Genomic DNA, 15,570 nt, shown 5'->3' on the forward strand with positions numbered 1-15,570 from the left:
GGGTCGACTGGTATAACAACAGGCGCCTCCACGGGACCCTTGGGATGCTCACCCCGATAGAGTTCGAGACGCTCCACTACGAGGCCCTCACCCGAGAGCCCGAACCCGCAAAGTAGCGGCAGAGAACCTGAGCCGGTTCACTTGCAGAGCGACGTTCGAATGGTTGCCGTGATCGTGGTGTTGACCTTGTCCTTGGGTGAACGTCTCTCCTTGATGGAGGCCCCTCCGAGAGTCGGCGGGCGACCAGGAGGACGATGATGACGGGATTTGTTGTCGAGGAGCGTGCGGAGCGTCCGTGGGTCGGTGTCGCGATGACGGCCGAGCTCGCTCATTAGAATCGCGTTAATGCGTACGTTCCGAAGATCTATGCGGCTCTCGCGGCGGCGGGCGGTATCCCCCTGGGAGGTCCGATTTATCAGTACCACCGCTTGAAGACCGCTGCGGATCCCATGGACATCACCGTTTCGGTGCCCGTAGCCGCGCCCCTCGAGCTCGGGGAAGGATTCGCGACAGGCGCCCTTCCCGCTGGGCGCTATATCGTGGCGCGGCCCGATGGGGGCCCGGATGTGCTCGAGAAGGTGCACGCCGAGATGTGGCAGTGGGCCGGTGACCAGGGGCTCGAACTTGCGATCGATGAACGCCAGGACGGGATCCTCTGGCATGCACGCACGGAGCAGTTCCTGACGGACCCGCAGTCCGAACCGGACCGCAGCAGGTGGGATGTGGAGGTTGCATACTTGCTGGCATGAGCGAGCCCGTCGAGAGGCTGTCGATCGGAGAGTTCAGCAAACTCACCTGGCTGTCTCCGAAGGCGTTACGGCTCTACGAGCGTCGTGGACTGCTGCGCCCGGATCTCGTCGATGAGTACACGGGATACCGCTACTACCTGCCGGCACAGGCGGACGCCGCACAGCTGATCGCCCTGCTGCGCCGGGCCGGGATGCCTCTTGCGCGCATCGGCGCGGTGCTGGCCGCCACGGGTGAGGACCGAGCCGCTCTGCTCGATGAGTACAGAGCAGAGACGGTTCGGGCGCATCAACGGGCCGTCGCGCTGCTCGACGATCTTGCGAGTACCCGCGGCGGCAATCGGCCTGCGGGCGATGGGTGTACGACGGGGGTGCGCAGCCGCGAGGTGGCTGCCCAGGCCTTCCTCTCGCGCACCGTGCGTACCACTGCCGCCGATCTTCCCGCGCATATCGAGCGATCCGCTGCGGCCCTCGTCGACCGCGCAGGAGCGAACTTCGATCGCTCGTCGCACCTTGTCGTGGTCTATCACGGCGAGGTCAGCTGGGAGTCCGACGGGCCGATCGACGTACGTGTCCCGGTCGTCAACGTATCGCTTGCGGACGGAGTTGAGCACGCTGGCTCGGAGTTCTTCGTCGAGGTGCCGTTCGGGGAGGTGCAGTTCCCGACGATCCTACGCTCGTTCGATGCCGTGCGTGACGCCGCGTCCCAGGGTGCGCACTGCCCGGTGGGACCGCCGCGCGAGATCTACCTCGACGGGGACCCCTTCCGATGCCAGGTCGCACAAAGATTCGAGGGGACCACGCCTTGGATGGATGAGACCTCGGGTGACCCATAGGCGGCGATCATGTGCCGAGTGGAACCAACGTCGCGGTTGGGCATACCCATGCGGGCCATAGGTCCATCTCTTAATGGAAGTCCTCTCTCGCCGTCTATGCTTCGCGCCGCAGGCTGTGCCGAGTGGCAAGGAGACTCGCGGTGACGATGCATCCGGCCGAGACGACAGTCGCTGAGAGAAGCGGCCTCGCAAGTTCCGCAGGCTCGAGCCCAGGCGCAGCGAGGAGTGTGGTCGGAGCCCACGCCGTCAGGTGATCGATGCTGCTGAGGAGGGGCAGCATCAACATGAGCACGGTTGCCGAGGCGATCGCTGCGGCGGTTCGGCGGGTGAGCGTCATGATGAGGTAGCCGATGCTCATGGCCATGACGAGGTAAATGGCGGAGGCCGTCCCTACCCCGATGAGCTGTCGGGGCTCGACTGGGCCCAGGAACATCGCGGTAAGCCCTGCCGCGAGCACCAGGGCGATGGTGTAGCTGGCGATGACGGCGATCCAGCCGATGATGAGTCGGGGCACTGTGAGGCGAGCGAGGCGCGTCACGCGGGTGCGGTAGAAGATCGAGGATCCCGGTCGGGAATCCCAGCTCAGTGAGGTGATCGCGACGGCCACTGCGAGGATGAGCCCCAGCTGCATGGCGCTCTGGTTGAAGAGCGCGACGCCGTCTTCGGGCGTGGCCTCAGCCGCTTGGATGGAGAGCTGCTCGGTACCGGCTGCGGCTCCGAGGATCTCGGGCATGTAGAGCGCCAGGGCAGGCCCGGCGAGTCCGAAGAAGGCGAAGACGGCGAGCAGTCCGACGAGCAGACCCGAACGGGTGAGGCGGCGGACCTCGACGGCTGCCGAGGCAAGGATGAGGCTCATGGTCGGTCCTGGTTCTGGACGATGCGGGCGAAGGAGGCGTCGAGGTCGCGGTCGCGCAAGGTGACCTCGAGCAGGGGCGCGCGGAGGTGGTGCAGTGCCGTCATGAGCTGGGTGGCGGCGGCGTCGAAGCTGCGGAACCGGGCGGTGCACAGGGTGTCGGCCTCGAACGTGAAGCGAGCTTCGGGAACGGCGGCGGCGAGGTCATCCTCGCTGATCTGCGCCGGTGCGCCGAGGCGGATGGTCCACACCGGCTCGAGGCCCTCGGTGAGGATCGATACGGTGTCGCCTTGCGTGACGAGGCGTCCTTTGTCGATGACGACGATGTGGTCGGCGAGCTGTTCGACCTCGCTCAGCAAGTGGCTGGACAGCAGGATGCAGCGGTGGCGTTTCTGCTCGGTGATGAGTGCGCGCATGTCGGCGCGACCGATGGGGTCGAGTGCGCTGTGGGGTTCGTCGAGGATCAGGATCTCGGGATCGGTGATGAGCGCCGCGGCGATCCCGAGCCGCTGCAGCATGCCGCGGGAGAAATCGCCGACGCGACGGTGCATGACCGCACCGAGGCCGCAGATCTGGAGCGCCTCTCGTGCGCGGTCCGCGCGTGCTCGGCTTCCAACGACGCCATCCCGACTGGCACTCTCGGCGGCGACAGCGAGGGAGATCTGTACGACCTCCAGCGCGGTGAGCCAGGATTCGAACTGGGGCACGTCGGGGCAGTAGGCGACCCTCGCGTGCGGCAACGCGATGTCCACGGTCCCGGACTCCGCCGAGGCGAGACCCGCGATGATGCTGAACAGCACGGTCTTTCCGGCCCCGTTGGGGCCGATGACGGCCGTAACGGAACGCTCGTCCGCAGTGAAGTCGATGGCGCGCACACCCCCGCCTCCCGGATAGACGCGGGTGAGGTTCTTGACGGTCAGCGCTGTGGTCATCGCAGATCCTCGTCCCGGAGCTTCTGGCCTCGGGTGCGTCCGGTGACGAGATAGATGACCGCGCCGAGCGGCACCGCGACGAGCACGAGCAGCGCCCACGCCCATTTGGGGAGGTGCTGAACTGGTCTTCGCGCGATGTCGATCAATGACCACCCGACCAGCAGGAGGGTCAGTATCAGCACGGGGATGAGCGGCCCGAGCATCGCCGCATCAGCGTTCATAACGTTCACTTTTTTCCGTTCATTTGGGTTTCTGCTGCCGAGCGGATGCATATCCGGCCGCCCCGCGTGAGCAGCTGTTCGTCCTGGGAAGCGCCACAACAACCGACCACTCGGCCGACAGCCGTTATGGGCTCGGCGCACTCATTCGTCTGACTCTCCTGGGGCCGCTTCGTGGTCAGCGGTGCCCCTCGGTGGGTTTGCGTCGCGCGGCATCAGCACTGTGCTCAAGATGCGACGCCGACGGCCCAGACCTGGACCGTTGGCCCTCAGCTCCGCAAGCGCAGCCATGAGCGCCTGACCGAACACATCGAGCTCCTCGTCGCTCGCCCAGAAGGAGGCCTGCGCGAAACTCACCCGATCCGCGTACAGGTCAGGATCTCCCCCTTTGAGGTAGTCATCGAAGTCGCCGATGAGGCCAGAGGCGAACACGGTGAACGCGGTCAAGAGCTCCTCTGCGCTGAGAGCCTTCAGCTCCTCCGCTGAGGGGTTTGCAATTTCTGGGACCAGCCGGTATGTCTTCTCGCTTGCTCCCCGAACCTGCTGCTGGTCGGCCACTTCGAGAACCTCGTGCGTGACCAGGTGGCCGACGTGCCGGTACAGCGTCGCGATCGGAACATCGCAGAGTCGCTCGTGAAGTTGATGTGTCGTCAGCTCCTCGTCGCCCAGCAGTGACTGAACGATCCGAAGCCGGACGGGATGCAGCAGTGCTGACGGTGTAGCCATCCGCGAATTATATCAGTATTGATAGCGATACCGGCGTCTGGCTCTCGGAGGACGACTGCCGTCAGGTGTTTCCGCACTCTGCAGCACGTCCGTCGGCACTGGCTGCACCCCCAGAGGGGACTGGAGCCGTGCCGCATCAACTGGCTCTACAACGCTAAGCACCAGCGCTGTCAACGGGTCGGCGTCCACGGGAAGCGCCACAAAGAAGTGGTGCTCGGGACTGATGCGCGATGAGGTGTCAGCTGGGGTTAGGCCGCCAGGCTGACGGGCTGGTTCATGATGGTCTCGTATTCGATGGGGGTCAATCGGCCCAGGCGCGCCTGCCGGCGTCGGCGGTGGTAGGTGCGTTCGATCCAGGAGGGGGTACCTCCCGCTTGCGGGGGAATGATCGCGGTCCGCAGCTCTTCTCTGGTCCGCCAGCGTTTGCGGTCCAGGACGTTCTTCTGGAGCAGGGCGAAGAAGGACTCCATGGCGGCGTTGTCACCGGCCGCACCGACCTGGCCCATCGAGCCGATGAGGTGGTGGAGGTTCAGAGCATGGACGAATTTCCTTGCTCTGAACTGTGACCCTCTGTCGGAATGCACGATGCAGCCAGCCGCATCTCGGCGCCGAGATAACGCATTGTCCAGGGCGTTCACTGCGAGGCGAGCCTTCATCCGGGAGTCCATGGAGTAGCCAACGATCCGGCCGGAGAAGACGTCCTTGATAGCGCAGAGATAGAGCTTCCCCTCGTCGGTCCAGTGCTCGGTGATGTCGGTGTGCCAGAGTTCGTTGGCGTCGTCGGCGGTGAAGTCGCGCTTCACGAGGTCGTCGTGGACCGGTGGACCGGGCCGCTTTCCATTCTTGCCGCGCTTCTTCCCGAATACGGACCACCATTGGTTGTCCCGGCAGATCCTCCACGCCGTGCGCTCACACATCTCTACGCCTGCTGCTGCGGCTTCGCCTGCCAAGAAGCGGTAGCCGAACTCCGGATCGTCGCGATGGGCATCCAGCAGGGCATTGGCTCGATAGGCCTCGGTCAGCTCGGCTGCAGTGACCTGCTCGTGCAGCCAGCGGTAGTAGGGCTGGCGGGAGAGCTTCAGGACCCGCAGGGACACCGCGACGGGAATGCCGTCGGCGGCGAGCTCGCTCACGAGCGGGTAGAACTGTAATGGCCTCTGGCGGGCCTGCGGCCGGCTGGGATGCTGAGCCGTAGCTCGGCCGAGTGGCTCCGGGTAGAACCGACTCGTGAAGAGTTCACGATGTCTTCAAAAGGACGTGCCCTCGGCCGGGCTTCGGCTCGGTCTCTCCGCCCAGATGCCTTGATCAGAAGCCTGTCCGTCCCCAGGGACGTGACTCATTACAGATGTGACTCTGAGCGACCCGGGCCAGCCCGCTGAAGTGCTGACGACTGGAGGAACTCACCATGGCCGCCGTTACCGAACGCTACGAGCACGTCGCGGGGATCGATACCCACGCGCGTACTCACACGTATTGCATCATCGAGTCCCGAACAGGAGCGATGGTCGATACGAGATCGTTCCCGACTACGGCCCCCGGGATGCAGCGTGCAGTCTCCTGGATCCGACGAAGAACTCAAGGGACGGCGGTGCTCGCAGCCGTGGAGGGTACTTCCTCGTACGGTGCTGGCATCACCGCCGCCCTTCTGACCGAGGGGATCGAGGTGGCCGAGATTCGAGCTCTCTACCGCCGTTCCCGAGCACGAACAGGCAAGTCAGACCCGCTGGATGCAGAAGCAGCCGCTCGAACGGCGCTTTCCACGGATACCGAGAAGCTCGCTCATCCACGTCGCTCTGGTGACCGCGCGGCGCTCCGCGTGCTGCTCACGAGCCGGTCGCTGACCGATCAGCAGCGCACGGCCAACAAGAACGCGCTCACGGCACTCCTGCGCACCACCGACGTCGGAATCGATGCGCGCAAACCGCTTACTGACGCTCAGATCGCCACCATCGCGGCCTGGCGGACCGGGCGAGATGAGCGATCACATCGAGTCTTCCGTGAGGAGGGACGAAGACTGGCCAAGTCGATCATCGAGCAGACCAGGTCACTGCAGCAGAACCACCGGGCGCTGTCCGTACTCACCGAGACTCTCGCCCCGGGCCTCCAGAGCATCCCGGGGGTCGGCGCGGTCACGGGAGCGATCTTGGTGGCGTCGTACTCACACCACGGACGGGTGCGCTCTGAAGCGGCTTTCGCGGCGCTCGGCGGCATAGCCCCGTTGCCGGCCTCCTCGGGCAACACCAGTCGCCATCGGCTCTCCCGCTCAGGCGACCGGCAACTCAACCGTGCCGTCGACGTCGTCGTCCGCACGCGGATGAGCTACGACCCCGCCACCTGCGAATATGTTGAGCGTCGGCGTGCCGAAGGGCTTTCCAAGCGCGAGATCCGACGATGCCTCAAACGTTACGTCTGCCGGTCTCTGTTCCGAGAACTTCGGACTCGGATGGCTTGACAACAAGGCATAGAAGCGTCCTTTTCCCGGCAGGTTTGCCTGGGACAGGTAGGCGGCCGCGCGGCGCAGGACCTCGTTCTCTTGCTCGAGCAGCCGGTTCCGGCGACGCAGATCGCGCAGCTCAGTCGATTCTTCCCGGGTCTTTCCGGGCCGGGCGCCGTCCTCGACATCGGCCTGACGCATCCAGTTCGTCAGGCACGACTCGGAGATCCCAAAGTCCTTCGCGATCACGACGAGCTTCTGGCCAGGTTCACGGTTCCTCGCGACGCGGACGACGTCGTCCCGGAACTCCTGGGGATAGGGAGCGGGCATGGCACACATCCTTCCCTGCAACGCTCCTCAGCGCCACAGATCACGTGACACCTACCCGCGCATCAGTCCCCGCCGATGACCCGGAGGGACAAGGTTCTTATCGGAGGCATCTTCGGTGGCCTTCTGTTGATGCTCGCCTCGCTCCCCCTGCGACCGTTTCTCGTCGCCTCCTCGCCCGTCGCCCTCAGTGCACTGACCGGTGGTCTCCCCACCATCGGCGCTGGCGCGGCCTTCGCTCGGATCGGTGAGACGTCTCTGTGGCTCGTGATCGTCGCCGGAGTGCTTGGCATGATCAAGCTCGACTGGTTGTTCTGGCTCGCCGGACGCACGTGGGGCCCGAAGGCACTGACCTTCTTCACCCCAGGCCGGTACGCCGAACGCTTCGCGAAGCGACTCGAGAAGATGCCACGCTGGGTCCTGGTCCTGATGGTCCTGTTGTCCTTCCTGCCCGGCATCCCCAAGCTCCTGGTCCACCTGTTCGCCGGACTCGCCCAAATGCGCCTCGCCACCTTCTTGATCGCCGATGCCCTGGGCGCGCTCCTCATCACCGGCACCGTGGTGTGGCTCGGATACAGCGCAGGACAAGACGCGGTCGACATCGTCATCGCTGTCGACAAATACGCACTGTGGGTGACCCTCGCGATCCTGGCAGTCGGTGGATACCTCGCCGGCGCCGCGGCCAGCAAACGCCGCAAGGAAACAGCAGCCTGACACTGAACCGGCCAACGTTCTCTGTCGCTTTCTAAGACCTCCCGAGAGGCTGTTCACTCGCGGCTGCGCCGAGCCGGTGCAAACAGAGACACCCCAGCGGAACAGTTACGAGCCGGTAGTTTAGGGTACTCAATAGGGCCCGGGAGTGAAAATTTTGCGACACATCTTTCACGCCTGGCACGGCCAAACGATACGTTGCTCTATCCCGCTTTTATAGCGGAGGTAGGGGGTCACGAACGTTCAGGATGAGCTCGAGGCCTGCTCCCTAGCTAGGCCGCCCCACTCGGCGTGCTCCACGCTCGGTTCCGAGTATCCGGGGCGTAGTTGCCAAAGCCGCAAGGAACTTATAGAGTTGCCGACATGGAAAACAACCAGAGCGCCGAGGCCCGAGGTGGCGACGTCAGTTCTCAGCAGGAGGCGCTCGAGACCTTGGCCAGTCTCGATGTCGACCGGGCTCTGTTGGCCGAACGCGTCGTTACTCCGTGGTGGTACCACCCAATACTCGGTGGGATAGTGACACTCCTCGTCGGAGCGCAGGCCCTACCGGGGGTGCTCTCCATGGCCGTACTCGCCCTCGGGGTCGTGATGATCCCCGTGCTCGTGACGGCCTATACCCGGAGCTACGGCGTGTCGGTGACCGCGCCCGTCGGCCCGCGGACCCGACGGCTCATGACAGTCCTGGTCGGCGTGCTCACCGTAGGCATGGTCAGCAACCTTGGCATCAAGTTCACTGGCATCGAACCGGCCTGGGGCCTCGTGTCTGCCGTGATCTGCGGGGCGGTCACCGCCGTACTCGGGCGTCACTACGACGACGTCCTCCGTACCGAGCTGGCCAGCGGCGGGCGGACCGATGGGCGAAGTCGCGGGGCGGCATGAGCGCCGAGCCCGCCGCAACCTTCCACGTGGTGATCCACGCTCCGTTGCGCCTGCGCATCTGTGGCCTGTTGCGGCAGGTCTCCGAGCTCGAGTTCGGCGTCATTCGCGACGCGCTCAAGCTGACGGACGCGAACCTGTCCAAGAACCTCAAGGTCCTCGCCGAGGCCGACGTGGTCGTACTGCGCAAGGAGAGATCGCCATCGCGCACCGATGCGCGCCGACTCACGTGGGTGGCGCTCACCCCGGCCGGCCGAACAGCGCTCGAAGAACATCTCGCCTCGCTCGACCGCATCGCCGCTGGCGAGGTATGAGACCTCGCGCGCTCACACGACCTGGCCAGCGCGCTCCCAGCGCATCGGTCAGCTCGCCCGAGACACTGCCGGAGGGGAAGTTGCGCGTTCTGATGACAGGCCCTAGCTCTGGAGTAGGTGGTTGTTCTTCGCGTAGGCGGCGGTGAGTTCGACCTTTCTGAAGCGCCGGCCGTGCTCGGTTCGCACCGCTTCGTTGTCGTCGAAGCCGACGATGAGCCAACGGTTCGGACCGCCCGCCGCGACGTCCTCGAGGACCCAGTGCTCAGCGCGTACGTGCGCATGAGCGGTGGCGTGGTCACCGGCGATGTCGATGACGTGTCCTGTGATCGGGAGGTGGGTGGCGACGAACCTCGAGAAGGAGCCGCTGAGCATGGCGGCGTGATCGTTCAGGGAGGTGCTGGGAGCAGCCGTCCCCGTGATCGATTCGGAGTCCATGGTGTAAGGGTCCGTGTGGACGAGCTGAGAGAGTTCCTCGAACTGCTTCATGTCGGCGATGTCGGCATAGCGTCCGAAGAGCTCGATGACGTCGGCGCGGCCGCCTTCTAGGGTCATGAGGATTGCCCTTTCGTGAGGTTTTGGAGCGGGGAGGTCAGCGGGACACGATGCGGTCCATGAGACGAGTCGGCAGGACGCGGTTGAGGGGAAGAGTGGTGGCTGCATCGGGGCCGAGGCCGTACCGGGGCCGGGGATGCTTGGCAGTGACGATCCGCGCGATCTTGACCGCTGCCTTCTCGGCGGTGATGGCGTTCTGCAGGAACGAGGACTGGAACTTGACGGTGGATGCAACCAACTCGCCGTAGAGGTTCGAGTGCCGAGTGGTCATGCCGGTAGCCAGCTCTAAGGAGAGCGGCCCGCTGCGGTCGGCCATGGGTGTCTTCACGCCGCCAGATTGGACGATCACGACCTGTACGCCCTGCGAGCGAACTTCCCGTCGGAGCGCATCACTCGCGGACTCGAGCGCGGCCTTGGACCCGGCATAGGCGCCGTAGATGGGGAGTGCGACCTCGGCGCCGACGGAGCTGATGTTGACGATCCGCCCTCGGCTACTCCGTAGAGCGGGCAGTAATGCCTGGATGATGCGGATGGGACCGAACAGGTTCACGTCGAACTGCTCGCGCCAGATCTCCAACGGGAGGACCTCTACGGGAGCGTTGATCTCGATGCCGGCGTTGTTGATCACTGCCCGAAGGGGACGGCGCTGCGCGTCGTCGCTGACGCGGGACGCGAGCGCTGCAACGTGCTCCCCGACCGTGACATCGAGGATCACCGGTTCGATGCGTTCGCCACGGATGGCCGCTGCATCTTCCTCCCGGCGGACTCCGGCCAGGACGTGGAACCCGCGCGACGCAAGCTCACGGACCGTCGCCTTCCCGATACCTGACGAAGCTCCCGAGACAACGATCAGCTCCCCGGTCATCGTGGTGCGCCATCGTTAGGCCGGGCACCCGTGAGTGGGAAGGCGGCGCCGGTGAGCTCTTCGGACTCCTCCCATAGGCGTCGTGCTGTGTGCACATTCCGCGTCTTGGCTGCGCGCCGGGCGGGTGCTGGCGCGCCCCGCATCCCCATCATGCGGTTGGGGCCGACGTAGCTATCACCGGGTAAGTCAGCGGTCGCCGCGTAGAGGCTGGGCAAGGCCCCAGCTTCGGCGGACTGCGCGAGCGAGTGGACGAAGAACCTCTCGATGCGGGGCCTGAGCCCTTGCCCTTCGACATTCATCAGGCTCGTCGAGGCGATGCCCGGGTGGGCGAGGACCGAGATCACCGGCGAACCGGCGGAGACGAGTCTGCGGTGCAGCTCATGAGCGAACAGGTGGTTCGCGATCTTGGACTGCCCGTACGCGCCGTAGGGCCGGTAAGGCCGTCGGCGCCAGTTGAGGTCCGTGACGTCGATGCGGCCGATGAGGTGCACGAGCGAGCCGACCGTGACCACCCGGTCACGCACCTGGGGTAGGAGCAGGTTGGTGAGGGCGAAGTGACCGAGGTGATTGGTCCCGAACTGGGATTCAAAACCGTCGACGGTGCGCCTTAGCGGTGGGATCGATATGCCGGCATTGTTGATCAGGACGTCAATCGGCTCCGTGAGTGAGGCGGCGAACCTCCGCACCGACGACAGGTTGGCCAGATCCAGCTGCCGCACCTCCGTGTCGCCGCCCATTGCCCTGGCCGCGGCGCGCCCCTTGCTCAGGTCGCGCACGGCGAGGGTTACCCGTGCTCCCTTGCCGGCGAGTACGGCGGCAGTGGCGTAGCCGACTCCGCTGTTGGCGCCCGTGATCACGATCGAACGGCCGCTGAGTGCCGGGATGTCACCCGGTCCGGAAGACGTCATGACGCCAAAGTAGTCACTGACTACTCAAGTTGTCAACGTCTACTTCACCCCCTGCGCTTGACGCCACGAGCGACAGTTCGGACCAACCATCGGAGCAGCGTCGGTTCCATCACGGTGATCTGCGCGCCGCCCTGTTGGAGGCCGCCGAACGCACCCTGCGTGCTCGCTGGGCGGCGCAGTTGTCATTGCGGACCTTGGCGAGAGAGGTCGGTGTCAGCCACGCCGCATCCCGGCGACACTTCCCGGAGCGCCAGGATCTGCTCGACGCCCTGGCTGAGAACGGCTATGCCCGGCTGAGGAAAGGCCTCTGCGACGCGGTCGCTCCTCACGATGCGGAGTTCTCCACCCGCATCCGGCGAGCAACGTCAGCCTTTGCGCACGTCGCCACGGAGAATCCCTCTCTGCTTGAGTTGATGAACGCGGCGAAACTCGTCACCACCGGGGCGATCGACGTGGAGCGGCTGGATGAGCTCACCGACATCGCCCTCGACAAGTTCCTGACAGGCACGACCACGCGAGGGTAGCGACGCCCCCGTCGACCGCCCAGGGACGGAAGTTCTCAGAGATCGTGTTCCAGCTCCCGAACCGTTCAGGCGGGTGACACCACGCCGATCCGGTTCGGAACCGTCCTGACTCGCACTACCTAGGCGATGAGGGAGGTTGGCCTCTACTGGCGGTCTTTTCGCGCGAGGAGGGCCGCGTCGAGTGCCTGTCTAAGTACGGCGACCAGTAGCACTCCGATACCGACTACGATCACGGTCGCCATGGCGACGGCGGCGAGGGCAAGGGCGATGTGCGCAAGTGCCATAGGGCAATCTTACGCTGGGCTGTGACATCCCAGTGTGGCGCAAGCCCGACGTAGCCTCATCGAATCATTCTCGGTGAACGAAACGAGCGATTTCCACCCGTGTGGAGATTTTCATTTCGCCACGCCCTGGGAGTTGAAGCCCCAAGTCCTGCGGGTCATGCTGCTCGGCCGCCATGCAGTGCCAGAGGGGCCATTATTCGGGCACTGACACAGTTCGATGTTGGGCGCCCGCCCCGTACATCGGTAGCACGGCAACGCCCACCTCGGCCGGGTGGGCCACGGCAGGGCGGGCAGTCCGTTAGCCACAAGGCCTGCGGTGAGACCCGACGAGGGCGCGCCTGACAGGATGAAGGCATGTTTGGAGACCAGGTCAAGAACCGAACGGACAGTCTTCGTGGGTGTTACACCACCGCCCGCATCGTCCACACGGAGGGCCCACCCGGGAGATCGCGCCAGCCTGTGACCTGGAATCCATGGCGTTCGTAGAGCCGCACGTTGTCCTGACTGGAGGTCTCCAGACGGATTGCTCGCGCTCCGCGCCGGGCGGCCAGGGCGAGGCCGAACTCGAGCAGCGCACCGCCGGCACCTCTCCCCTGGGCCTGCGGATGCACGCCGAGCGTCTCGAGTGTCCAGTCCCCGTGAGAGGAGGCCTCTTGCGTGAGACGGTCGAGTCGGTCACCGTGCAGGGTCATGATCTGCTCGAGAGTGTGGCTGTCGGGACCTGGAGCGTCGGGGGGCAGCAGTGCGATCACGCCGGATCCATCGTCGACGACTGCCGTGACCCCGTACTGGAGGGCGTGAGCGAGATAGAGGTGCTGGAGTGCGTGCAGGCGCCCCGGGTAGTCGTCGTCAGGGATGACGTAGCGCGTCCACGGGTAGTCGGTGAAGGCGGCCGTCAGTGTTCGTGCTGCCAGGTCGAGGTCTGCGGGTGCGCACAGGCGGACGAAGGTGCTCACAGGGTCAGGTGTTCGCTTTCGGTTCGGGGCTCGAGGATTGAGATTCCGGGGTGGCCACGTCGCCTGACTCGACGATCGCTTCCAGCGTGGCCAGGTGCTGCAGGAAGGCGGCACGGCCGGCGTCGGTGATGCTGATCCAGGTGCGGGTACGTCTGCCAGAGGGTTCCTTGCGCACGTCGACCAGCCCGGCGTCCAGTAGTGCCGTCAGGGTCTGGGACAGCGTCGAGTCGCTGACCTCGAGCAGGTCGGCGAGGAAGCGGAAGTCCACGTCCTCGAGATTCCGCAAGGCTGCGAGGAGGGAGAATCTGACCGGGGAGTGGATGAGGGAGTCGAGGTTCTTGCGCGGATGGCTCATCCGCGCGAGCTCGCTGACAGGCGGGCAAGAATCGGGCTCGCTGCGATGATGCCGGCCAGGGCCCACCACCATGAGGAGGTGGCCCCGACGAGCCGCAGCGCCGGGTCGAGCATCAAGGTGTAGAGCGCGAACCACGTCGCCATGGCGATCCCCATGTTCCGCAGCCCATGCCGCGGGGCAGACCGGCGCTGGAGATAGGCAACCATCCAGATCGATGCGGTCCCCAGCAGCATCGGAACGAAGGCGTTCCAATAGGGCATGTGGCGCACGTCGAGCGAGATCGTGAACGACAGCGAGAAGAAGGTCTGCGCGACCACGAACCAGCGCACTGCTCGTCGCGCCTCGGCTGAGATCTTCACCTCCGAGGCGATGAGAGCCCGAACCTCATCTACAGAGATACTGTGTTGCGACACGAAACTAATTTATCACGCATAAAGCGAGGTGCAAGCTCGCGCGAACTCCAGGTGTGGCAGGTGCGAACACAGCGCCCTAGGTGTAGTCGGTCATGACGTTGTCGACGCCGGCGTGGAGGCGTGAGGCTGGGGGCTGGTCGCCGCAGGCGGTGTGGGGGCGATGGTAGTCCTGGTGATGGACCCAGACCGCGATGGCCTCTCGCCGTTCGTTCTCGGAGGCGTCGGGGCGGGCGTAGAGGCACTCATCGGTCAGCAGCCGCCGGTAGCGCTCGATCTTCCCGTTGTGCCGGGGCGTGTAGATCCTGGTGCGCTGGTGGCGGCGGATGAACGCGCAGGTCGATCGGTGGAATGCCGTCGAGGTGTAGTTCGCGCCGTTGTCGGTGATCAGCCGCGTGATCCGTGTGATCCCGTGGGCAGCGAAGAACACGCGCGCGCGGTAGAGAAGGCGATCGTCGTGATGGCTTTCTCGTCCCCGAGAGCCTCGGTGTAGGCCAGGCGGGAGAACCCGTCGATGATCGAGTGGAGATAGGTGTAGCCGACCTTCTGCTTGTGGGCGCGCTTGTCGGCGAGGGCCTGTTCGCTGCCGCGGCTGTGGGCCCACCAGCCGTCGCCGTCGGGGATCTTCCCGACCTTCTTCACGTCCATGTGGACCATGTGGCCGGGATAGCGGGCGATGATCTTCCCTGGTGAACGGAGGTTCTCGCCGTCCGGGGTGATGTCGCGGATCCGATTGAGTCCGAGCCGGTCCAGCCAGCGCGTCACGGTCCTCACGCAGCACCGGACGCCGTGCCCGTGGGCGAGCTCACGAGCAATCCGTCGAGCGGACCACATCTTCTCTCGTCGCCAGTGCTCGATCAGCTCCACCACCCGCACGGGCAGCCGCGATGGCCGGTTCGCTGGTGCACTGGAACGGTCTTCCAGATCGGCCAGGCCGTGCGCGCGGTGGCGGGAGACCCATTTCGACAGCGTGGGCCGAGCGAGATGAAACTCCGCGGCGACGTGTGCGATCGGACGGCCAACTTCGAGGACCTGAGCGACTGCGCGGTGTCTTCCGACAGCGGTCAGCGGGGCATTACGGTGGGTCATGGAACGGGTCTCCTCCAGCAGATGAATGGCTTAAGCACCACCCATCGTGCCGGTCAGGGACCCGTTCCCTCATCCCCTGCGCGGTGCCTACAACGTCATGACCCGCAACACTTAGTGTGGCCGCTATGTTCTCGAGCTCGACGAAGAGGGGTTGCTCCACTCTTGCGTGGCGACCAAGAGTGATCGCGCGCGGGAGTGGGAACCGGTCTACAGCATCGCTCCGCGCACCAAGGCGCCGGTGGTGCGCGAGTTCGTCGACGACGACGGCGAGGTGCAGCGGAGTCTCGAGCTCGCACGTTGGGGGCTGCACCCCGCGTGGGCGAAGGACAAGGGTCTCCGCCCGATCAACGTGCGCCCGGAGACGATCGCGACCCACGGCATGTTCCTCGGCCGTTCTCGAGCGGCCGCGCCGTCGTGCCCGCAACCGGCTGCTCCGAGTGGGTCGAGACCGACGACGGCGGCAGGGCCTCCTTCCTCATCCACCACCCCGGCGGGCAGCTGCTGCACGCCGCCGGCCTCACCGCCGCACGCAAGGCCGAAGACGGCGACGGCTGGGACGTCACCTTCGCTCGAGGGTTACTTCAGCGTTGATGCAGATCGTCCGGCACCGCGTCGACGATCAGAGGCAGCTGAGGGACGTCGGGCTGATCCCTA

General features: G+C 65.4%; 19 protein-coding genes and 4 pseudogenes. 10 read left to right on the forward strand and 13 right to left on the reverse strand.

Features of this window, described 5'->3' with window-relative positions; all coding sequences use genetic code 11:
* The 3 genes from VF289_RS04055 to VF289_RS04065 all read left to right on the forward strand — a co-directional run.
* A partial coding sequence (locus VF289_RS04055) for an IS3 family transposase (protein WP_330881439.1) occupies positions 1 to 116 on the forward strand: 116 nt, incomplete at its 5' end.
* Between the two features lie 294 nt (positions 117 to 410).
* Positions 411 to 749 (forward strand): GyrI-like domain-containing protein, encoded by a 339-nt coding sequence (locus VF289_RS04060; RefSeq protein WP_330881441.1) that lies wholly within the window; start codon positions 411 to 413, stop codon positions 747 to 749.
* Positions 746 to 1,582, forward strand: coding sequence for a helix-turn-helix domain-containing protein (locus VF289_RS04065; protein ID WP_330881347.1), 837 nt, complete (start codon positions 746 to 748; stop codon positions 1,580 to 1,582). Before VF289_RS04060 ends, VF289_RS04065 begins: the two co-directional genes overlap by 4 nt.
* A 94-nt stretch (positions 1,583 to 1,676) precedes the next feature.
* Here the strand turns inward: VF289_RS04065 and VF289_RS04070 are convergent, their stop codons facing one another.
* The 5 genes and pseudogenes from VF289_RS04070 to VF289_RS04090 all read right to left on the reverse strand — a co-directional run.
* Positions 1,677 to 2,438 carry a hypothetical protein gene (locus VF289_RS04070; protein ID WP_330881349.1) on the reverse strand — a complete coding sequence of 254 codons (762 nt, stop codon included), beginning with the start codon at positions 2,436 to 2,438 and terminating at the stop codon, positions 1,677 to 1,679.
* On the reverse strand, positions 2,435 to 3,367 hold the full coding sequence (locus VF289_RS04075; protein ID WP_330881351.1) for an ABC transporter ATP-binding protein: 933 nt from the start codon (positions 3,365 to 3,367) through the stop codon (positions 2,435 to 2,437). The genes VF289_RS04070 and VF289_RS04075 overlap by 4 nt, the downstream gene beginning before the upstream one ends.
* Positions 3,364 to 3,588: a PLD nuclease N-terminal domain-containing protein gene (locus tag VF289_RS04080; protein ID WP_330881443.1), complete on the reverse strand. Its 225-nt coding sequence runs from the start codon at positions 3,586 to 3,588 to the stop codon at positions 3,364 to 3,366. The genes VF289_RS04075 and VF289_RS04080 overlap by 4 nt, the downstream gene beginning before the upstream one ends.
* A 141-nt stretch (positions 3,589 to 3,729) precedes the next feature.
* Positions 3,730 to 4,311, reverse strand: coding sequence for a helix-turn-helix domain-containing protein (locus VF289_RS04085; RefSeq protein WP_330881353.1), 582 nt, complete (start codon positions 4,309 to 4,311; stop codon positions 3,730 to 3,732).
* A 248-nt stretch (positions 4,312 to 4,559) separates the two neighbouring features.
* Positions 4,560 to 5,465, reverse strand: a pseudogene (locus VF289_RS04090) (IS3 family transposase); the annotation flags it as partial.
* A 251-nt stretch (positions 5,466 to 5,716) separates the two neighbouring features.
* Between VF289_RS04090 and VF289_RS04095 the strand changes: the two are divergent.
* Entirely contained in the window at positions 5,717 to 6,763 is a 1,047-nt protein-coding gene (locus VF289_RS04095; protein ID WP_330881355.1) for an IS110 family transposase, read from the forward strand.
* An 87-nt stretch (positions 6,764 to 6,850) separates the two neighbouring features.
* Here the strand turns inward: VF289_RS04095 and VF289_RS04100 are convergent.
* Positions 6,851 to 7,084 (reverse strand): annotated as a pseudogene (locus tag VF289_RS04100) (transposase); the annotation flags it as partial.
* Positions 7,085 to 7,204: 120 nt separating this feature from the next.
* On the opposite strand from VF289_RS04100, the gene VF289_RS04105 reads away from it, so the two are divergent.
* From VF289_RS04105 to VF289_RS04115, 3 genes are all read left to right on the forward strand, one after another.
* The gene (locus VF289_RS04105; RefSeq protein WP_330881357.1) at positions 7,205 to 7,786 is read left to right on the forward strand and encodes a DedA family protein; all 582 of its coding nucleotides are present in this window, start codon (positions 7,205 to 7,207) and stop codon (positions 7,784 to 7,786) included.
* Between the two features lie 360 nt (positions 7,787 to 8,146).
* Positions 8,147 to 8,662 (forward strand): hypothetical protein, encoded by a 516-nt coding sequence (locus tag VF289_RS04110; protein WP_330881359.1) that lies wholly within the window; start codon positions 8,147 to 8,149, stop codon positions 8,660 to 8,662.
* Complete coding sequence (locus VF289_RS04115) at positions 8,659 to 8,973, forward strand: transcriptional regulator (RefSeq protein WP_330881361.1); 315 nt, start codon at positions 8,659 to 8,661, stop codon at positions 8,971 to 8,973. Before VF289_RS04110 ends, VF289_RS04115 begins: the two co-directional genes overlap by 4 nt.
* Positions 8,974 to 9,075: 102 nt before the next feature.
* Here the strand turns inward: VF289_RS04115 and VF289_RS04120 are convergent, their stop codons facing one another.
* From VF289_RS04120 to VF289_RS04130, 3 genes are read right to left on the reverse strand one after another with little or no spacing between them, the layout of a single operon-like run.
* Positions 9,076 to 9,525 (reverse strand): nuclear transport factor 2 family protein, encoded by a 450-nt coding sequence (locus tag VF289_RS04120; RefSeq protein WP_330881363.1) that lies wholly within the window; start codon positions 9,523 to 9,525, stop codon positions 9,076 to 9,078.
* A 37-nt stretch (positions 9,526 to 9,562) separates the two neighbouring features.
* Positions 9,563 to 10,390, reverse strand: a complete 828-nt coding sequence (locus VF289_RS04125) for an SDR family NAD(P)-dependent oxidoreductase (RefSeq protein WP_330881365.1) — start codon at positions 10,388 to 10,390, stop codon at positions 9,563 to 9,565.
* Entirely contained in the window at positions 10,387 to 11,298 is a 912-nt protein-coding gene (locus VF289_RS04130; RefSeq protein ID WP_330881367.1) for an oxidoreductase, read from the reverse strand. Before VF289_RS04130 ends, VF289_RS04125 begins: the two co-directional genes overlap by 4 nt.
* Before the next feature lie 134 nt (positions 11,299 to 11,432).
* Between VF289_RS04130 and VF289_RS04135 the strand changes: the two genes are divergently transcribed.
* The gene (locus VF289_RS04135) at positions 11,433 to 11,822 is read left to right on the forward strand and encodes a TetR/AcrR family transcriptional regulator (RefSeq protein WP_330881369.1); all 390 of its coding nucleotides are present in this window, start codon (positions 11,433 to 11,435) and stop codon (positions 11,820 to 11,822) included.
* A 685-nt stretch (positions 11,823 to 12,507) separates the two neighbouring features.
* On the opposite strand, the gene VF289_RS04140 is transcribed toward VF289_RS04135, so the two are convergent.
* From VF289_RS04140 to VF289_RS04155, 4 genes and pseudogenes are all read right to left on the reverse strand, one after another.
* Positions 12,508 to 13,062, reverse strand: a complete 555-nt coding sequence (locus VF289_RS04140; protein ID WP_330881371.1) for a GNAT family N-acetyltransferase — start codon at positions 13,060 to 13,062, stop codon at positions 12,508 to 12,510.
* Between the two features lie 4 nt (positions 13,063 to 13,066).
* A complete protein-coding gene (locus VF289_RS04145; RefSeq protein ID WP_330881373.1) occupies positions 13,067 to 13,417 on the reverse strand; it encodes a transcriptional regulator in 351 nt (116 codons plus the stop codon).
* Positions 13,414 to 13,776, reverse strand: coding sequence for a hypothetical protein (locus VF289_RS04150; RefSeq protein ID WP_330881375.1), 363 nt, complete (start codon positions 13,774 to 13,776; stop codon positions 13,414 to 13,416). Before VF289_RS04150 ends, VF289_RS04145 begins: the two co-directional genes overlap by 4 nt.
* 130 nt (positions 13,777 to 13,906) lie before the next feature.
* Positions 13,907 to 14,916: pseudogene (locus VF289_RS04155) on the reverse strand (IS481 family transposase).
* Positions 14,917 to 15,082: 166 nt separating this feature from the next.
* On the opposite strand from VF289_RS04155, the pseudogene VF289_RS04160 reads away from it, so the two are divergent.
* Positions 15,083 to 15,241 (forward strand): annotated as a pseudogene (locus VF289_RS04160) (SOS response-associated peptidase family protein); the annotation flags it as partial.
* An 89-nt stretch (positions 15,242 to 15,330) separates the two neighbouring features.
* Positions 15,331 to 15,507 (forward strand): hypothetical protein, encoded by a 177-nt coding sequence (locus VF289_RS04165; RefSeq protein ID WP_330881445.1) that lies wholly within the window; start codon positions 15,331 to 15,333, stop codon positions 15,505 to 15,507.
* The last annotated feature ends 63 nt before the right edge of the window (positions 15,508 to 15,570 follow it).

The organism is Brachybacterium sp. (assembly GCF_036379615.1).
Lineage (GTDB): Bacteria > Actinomycetota > Actinomycetes > Actinomycetales > Dermabacteraceae > Brachybacterium.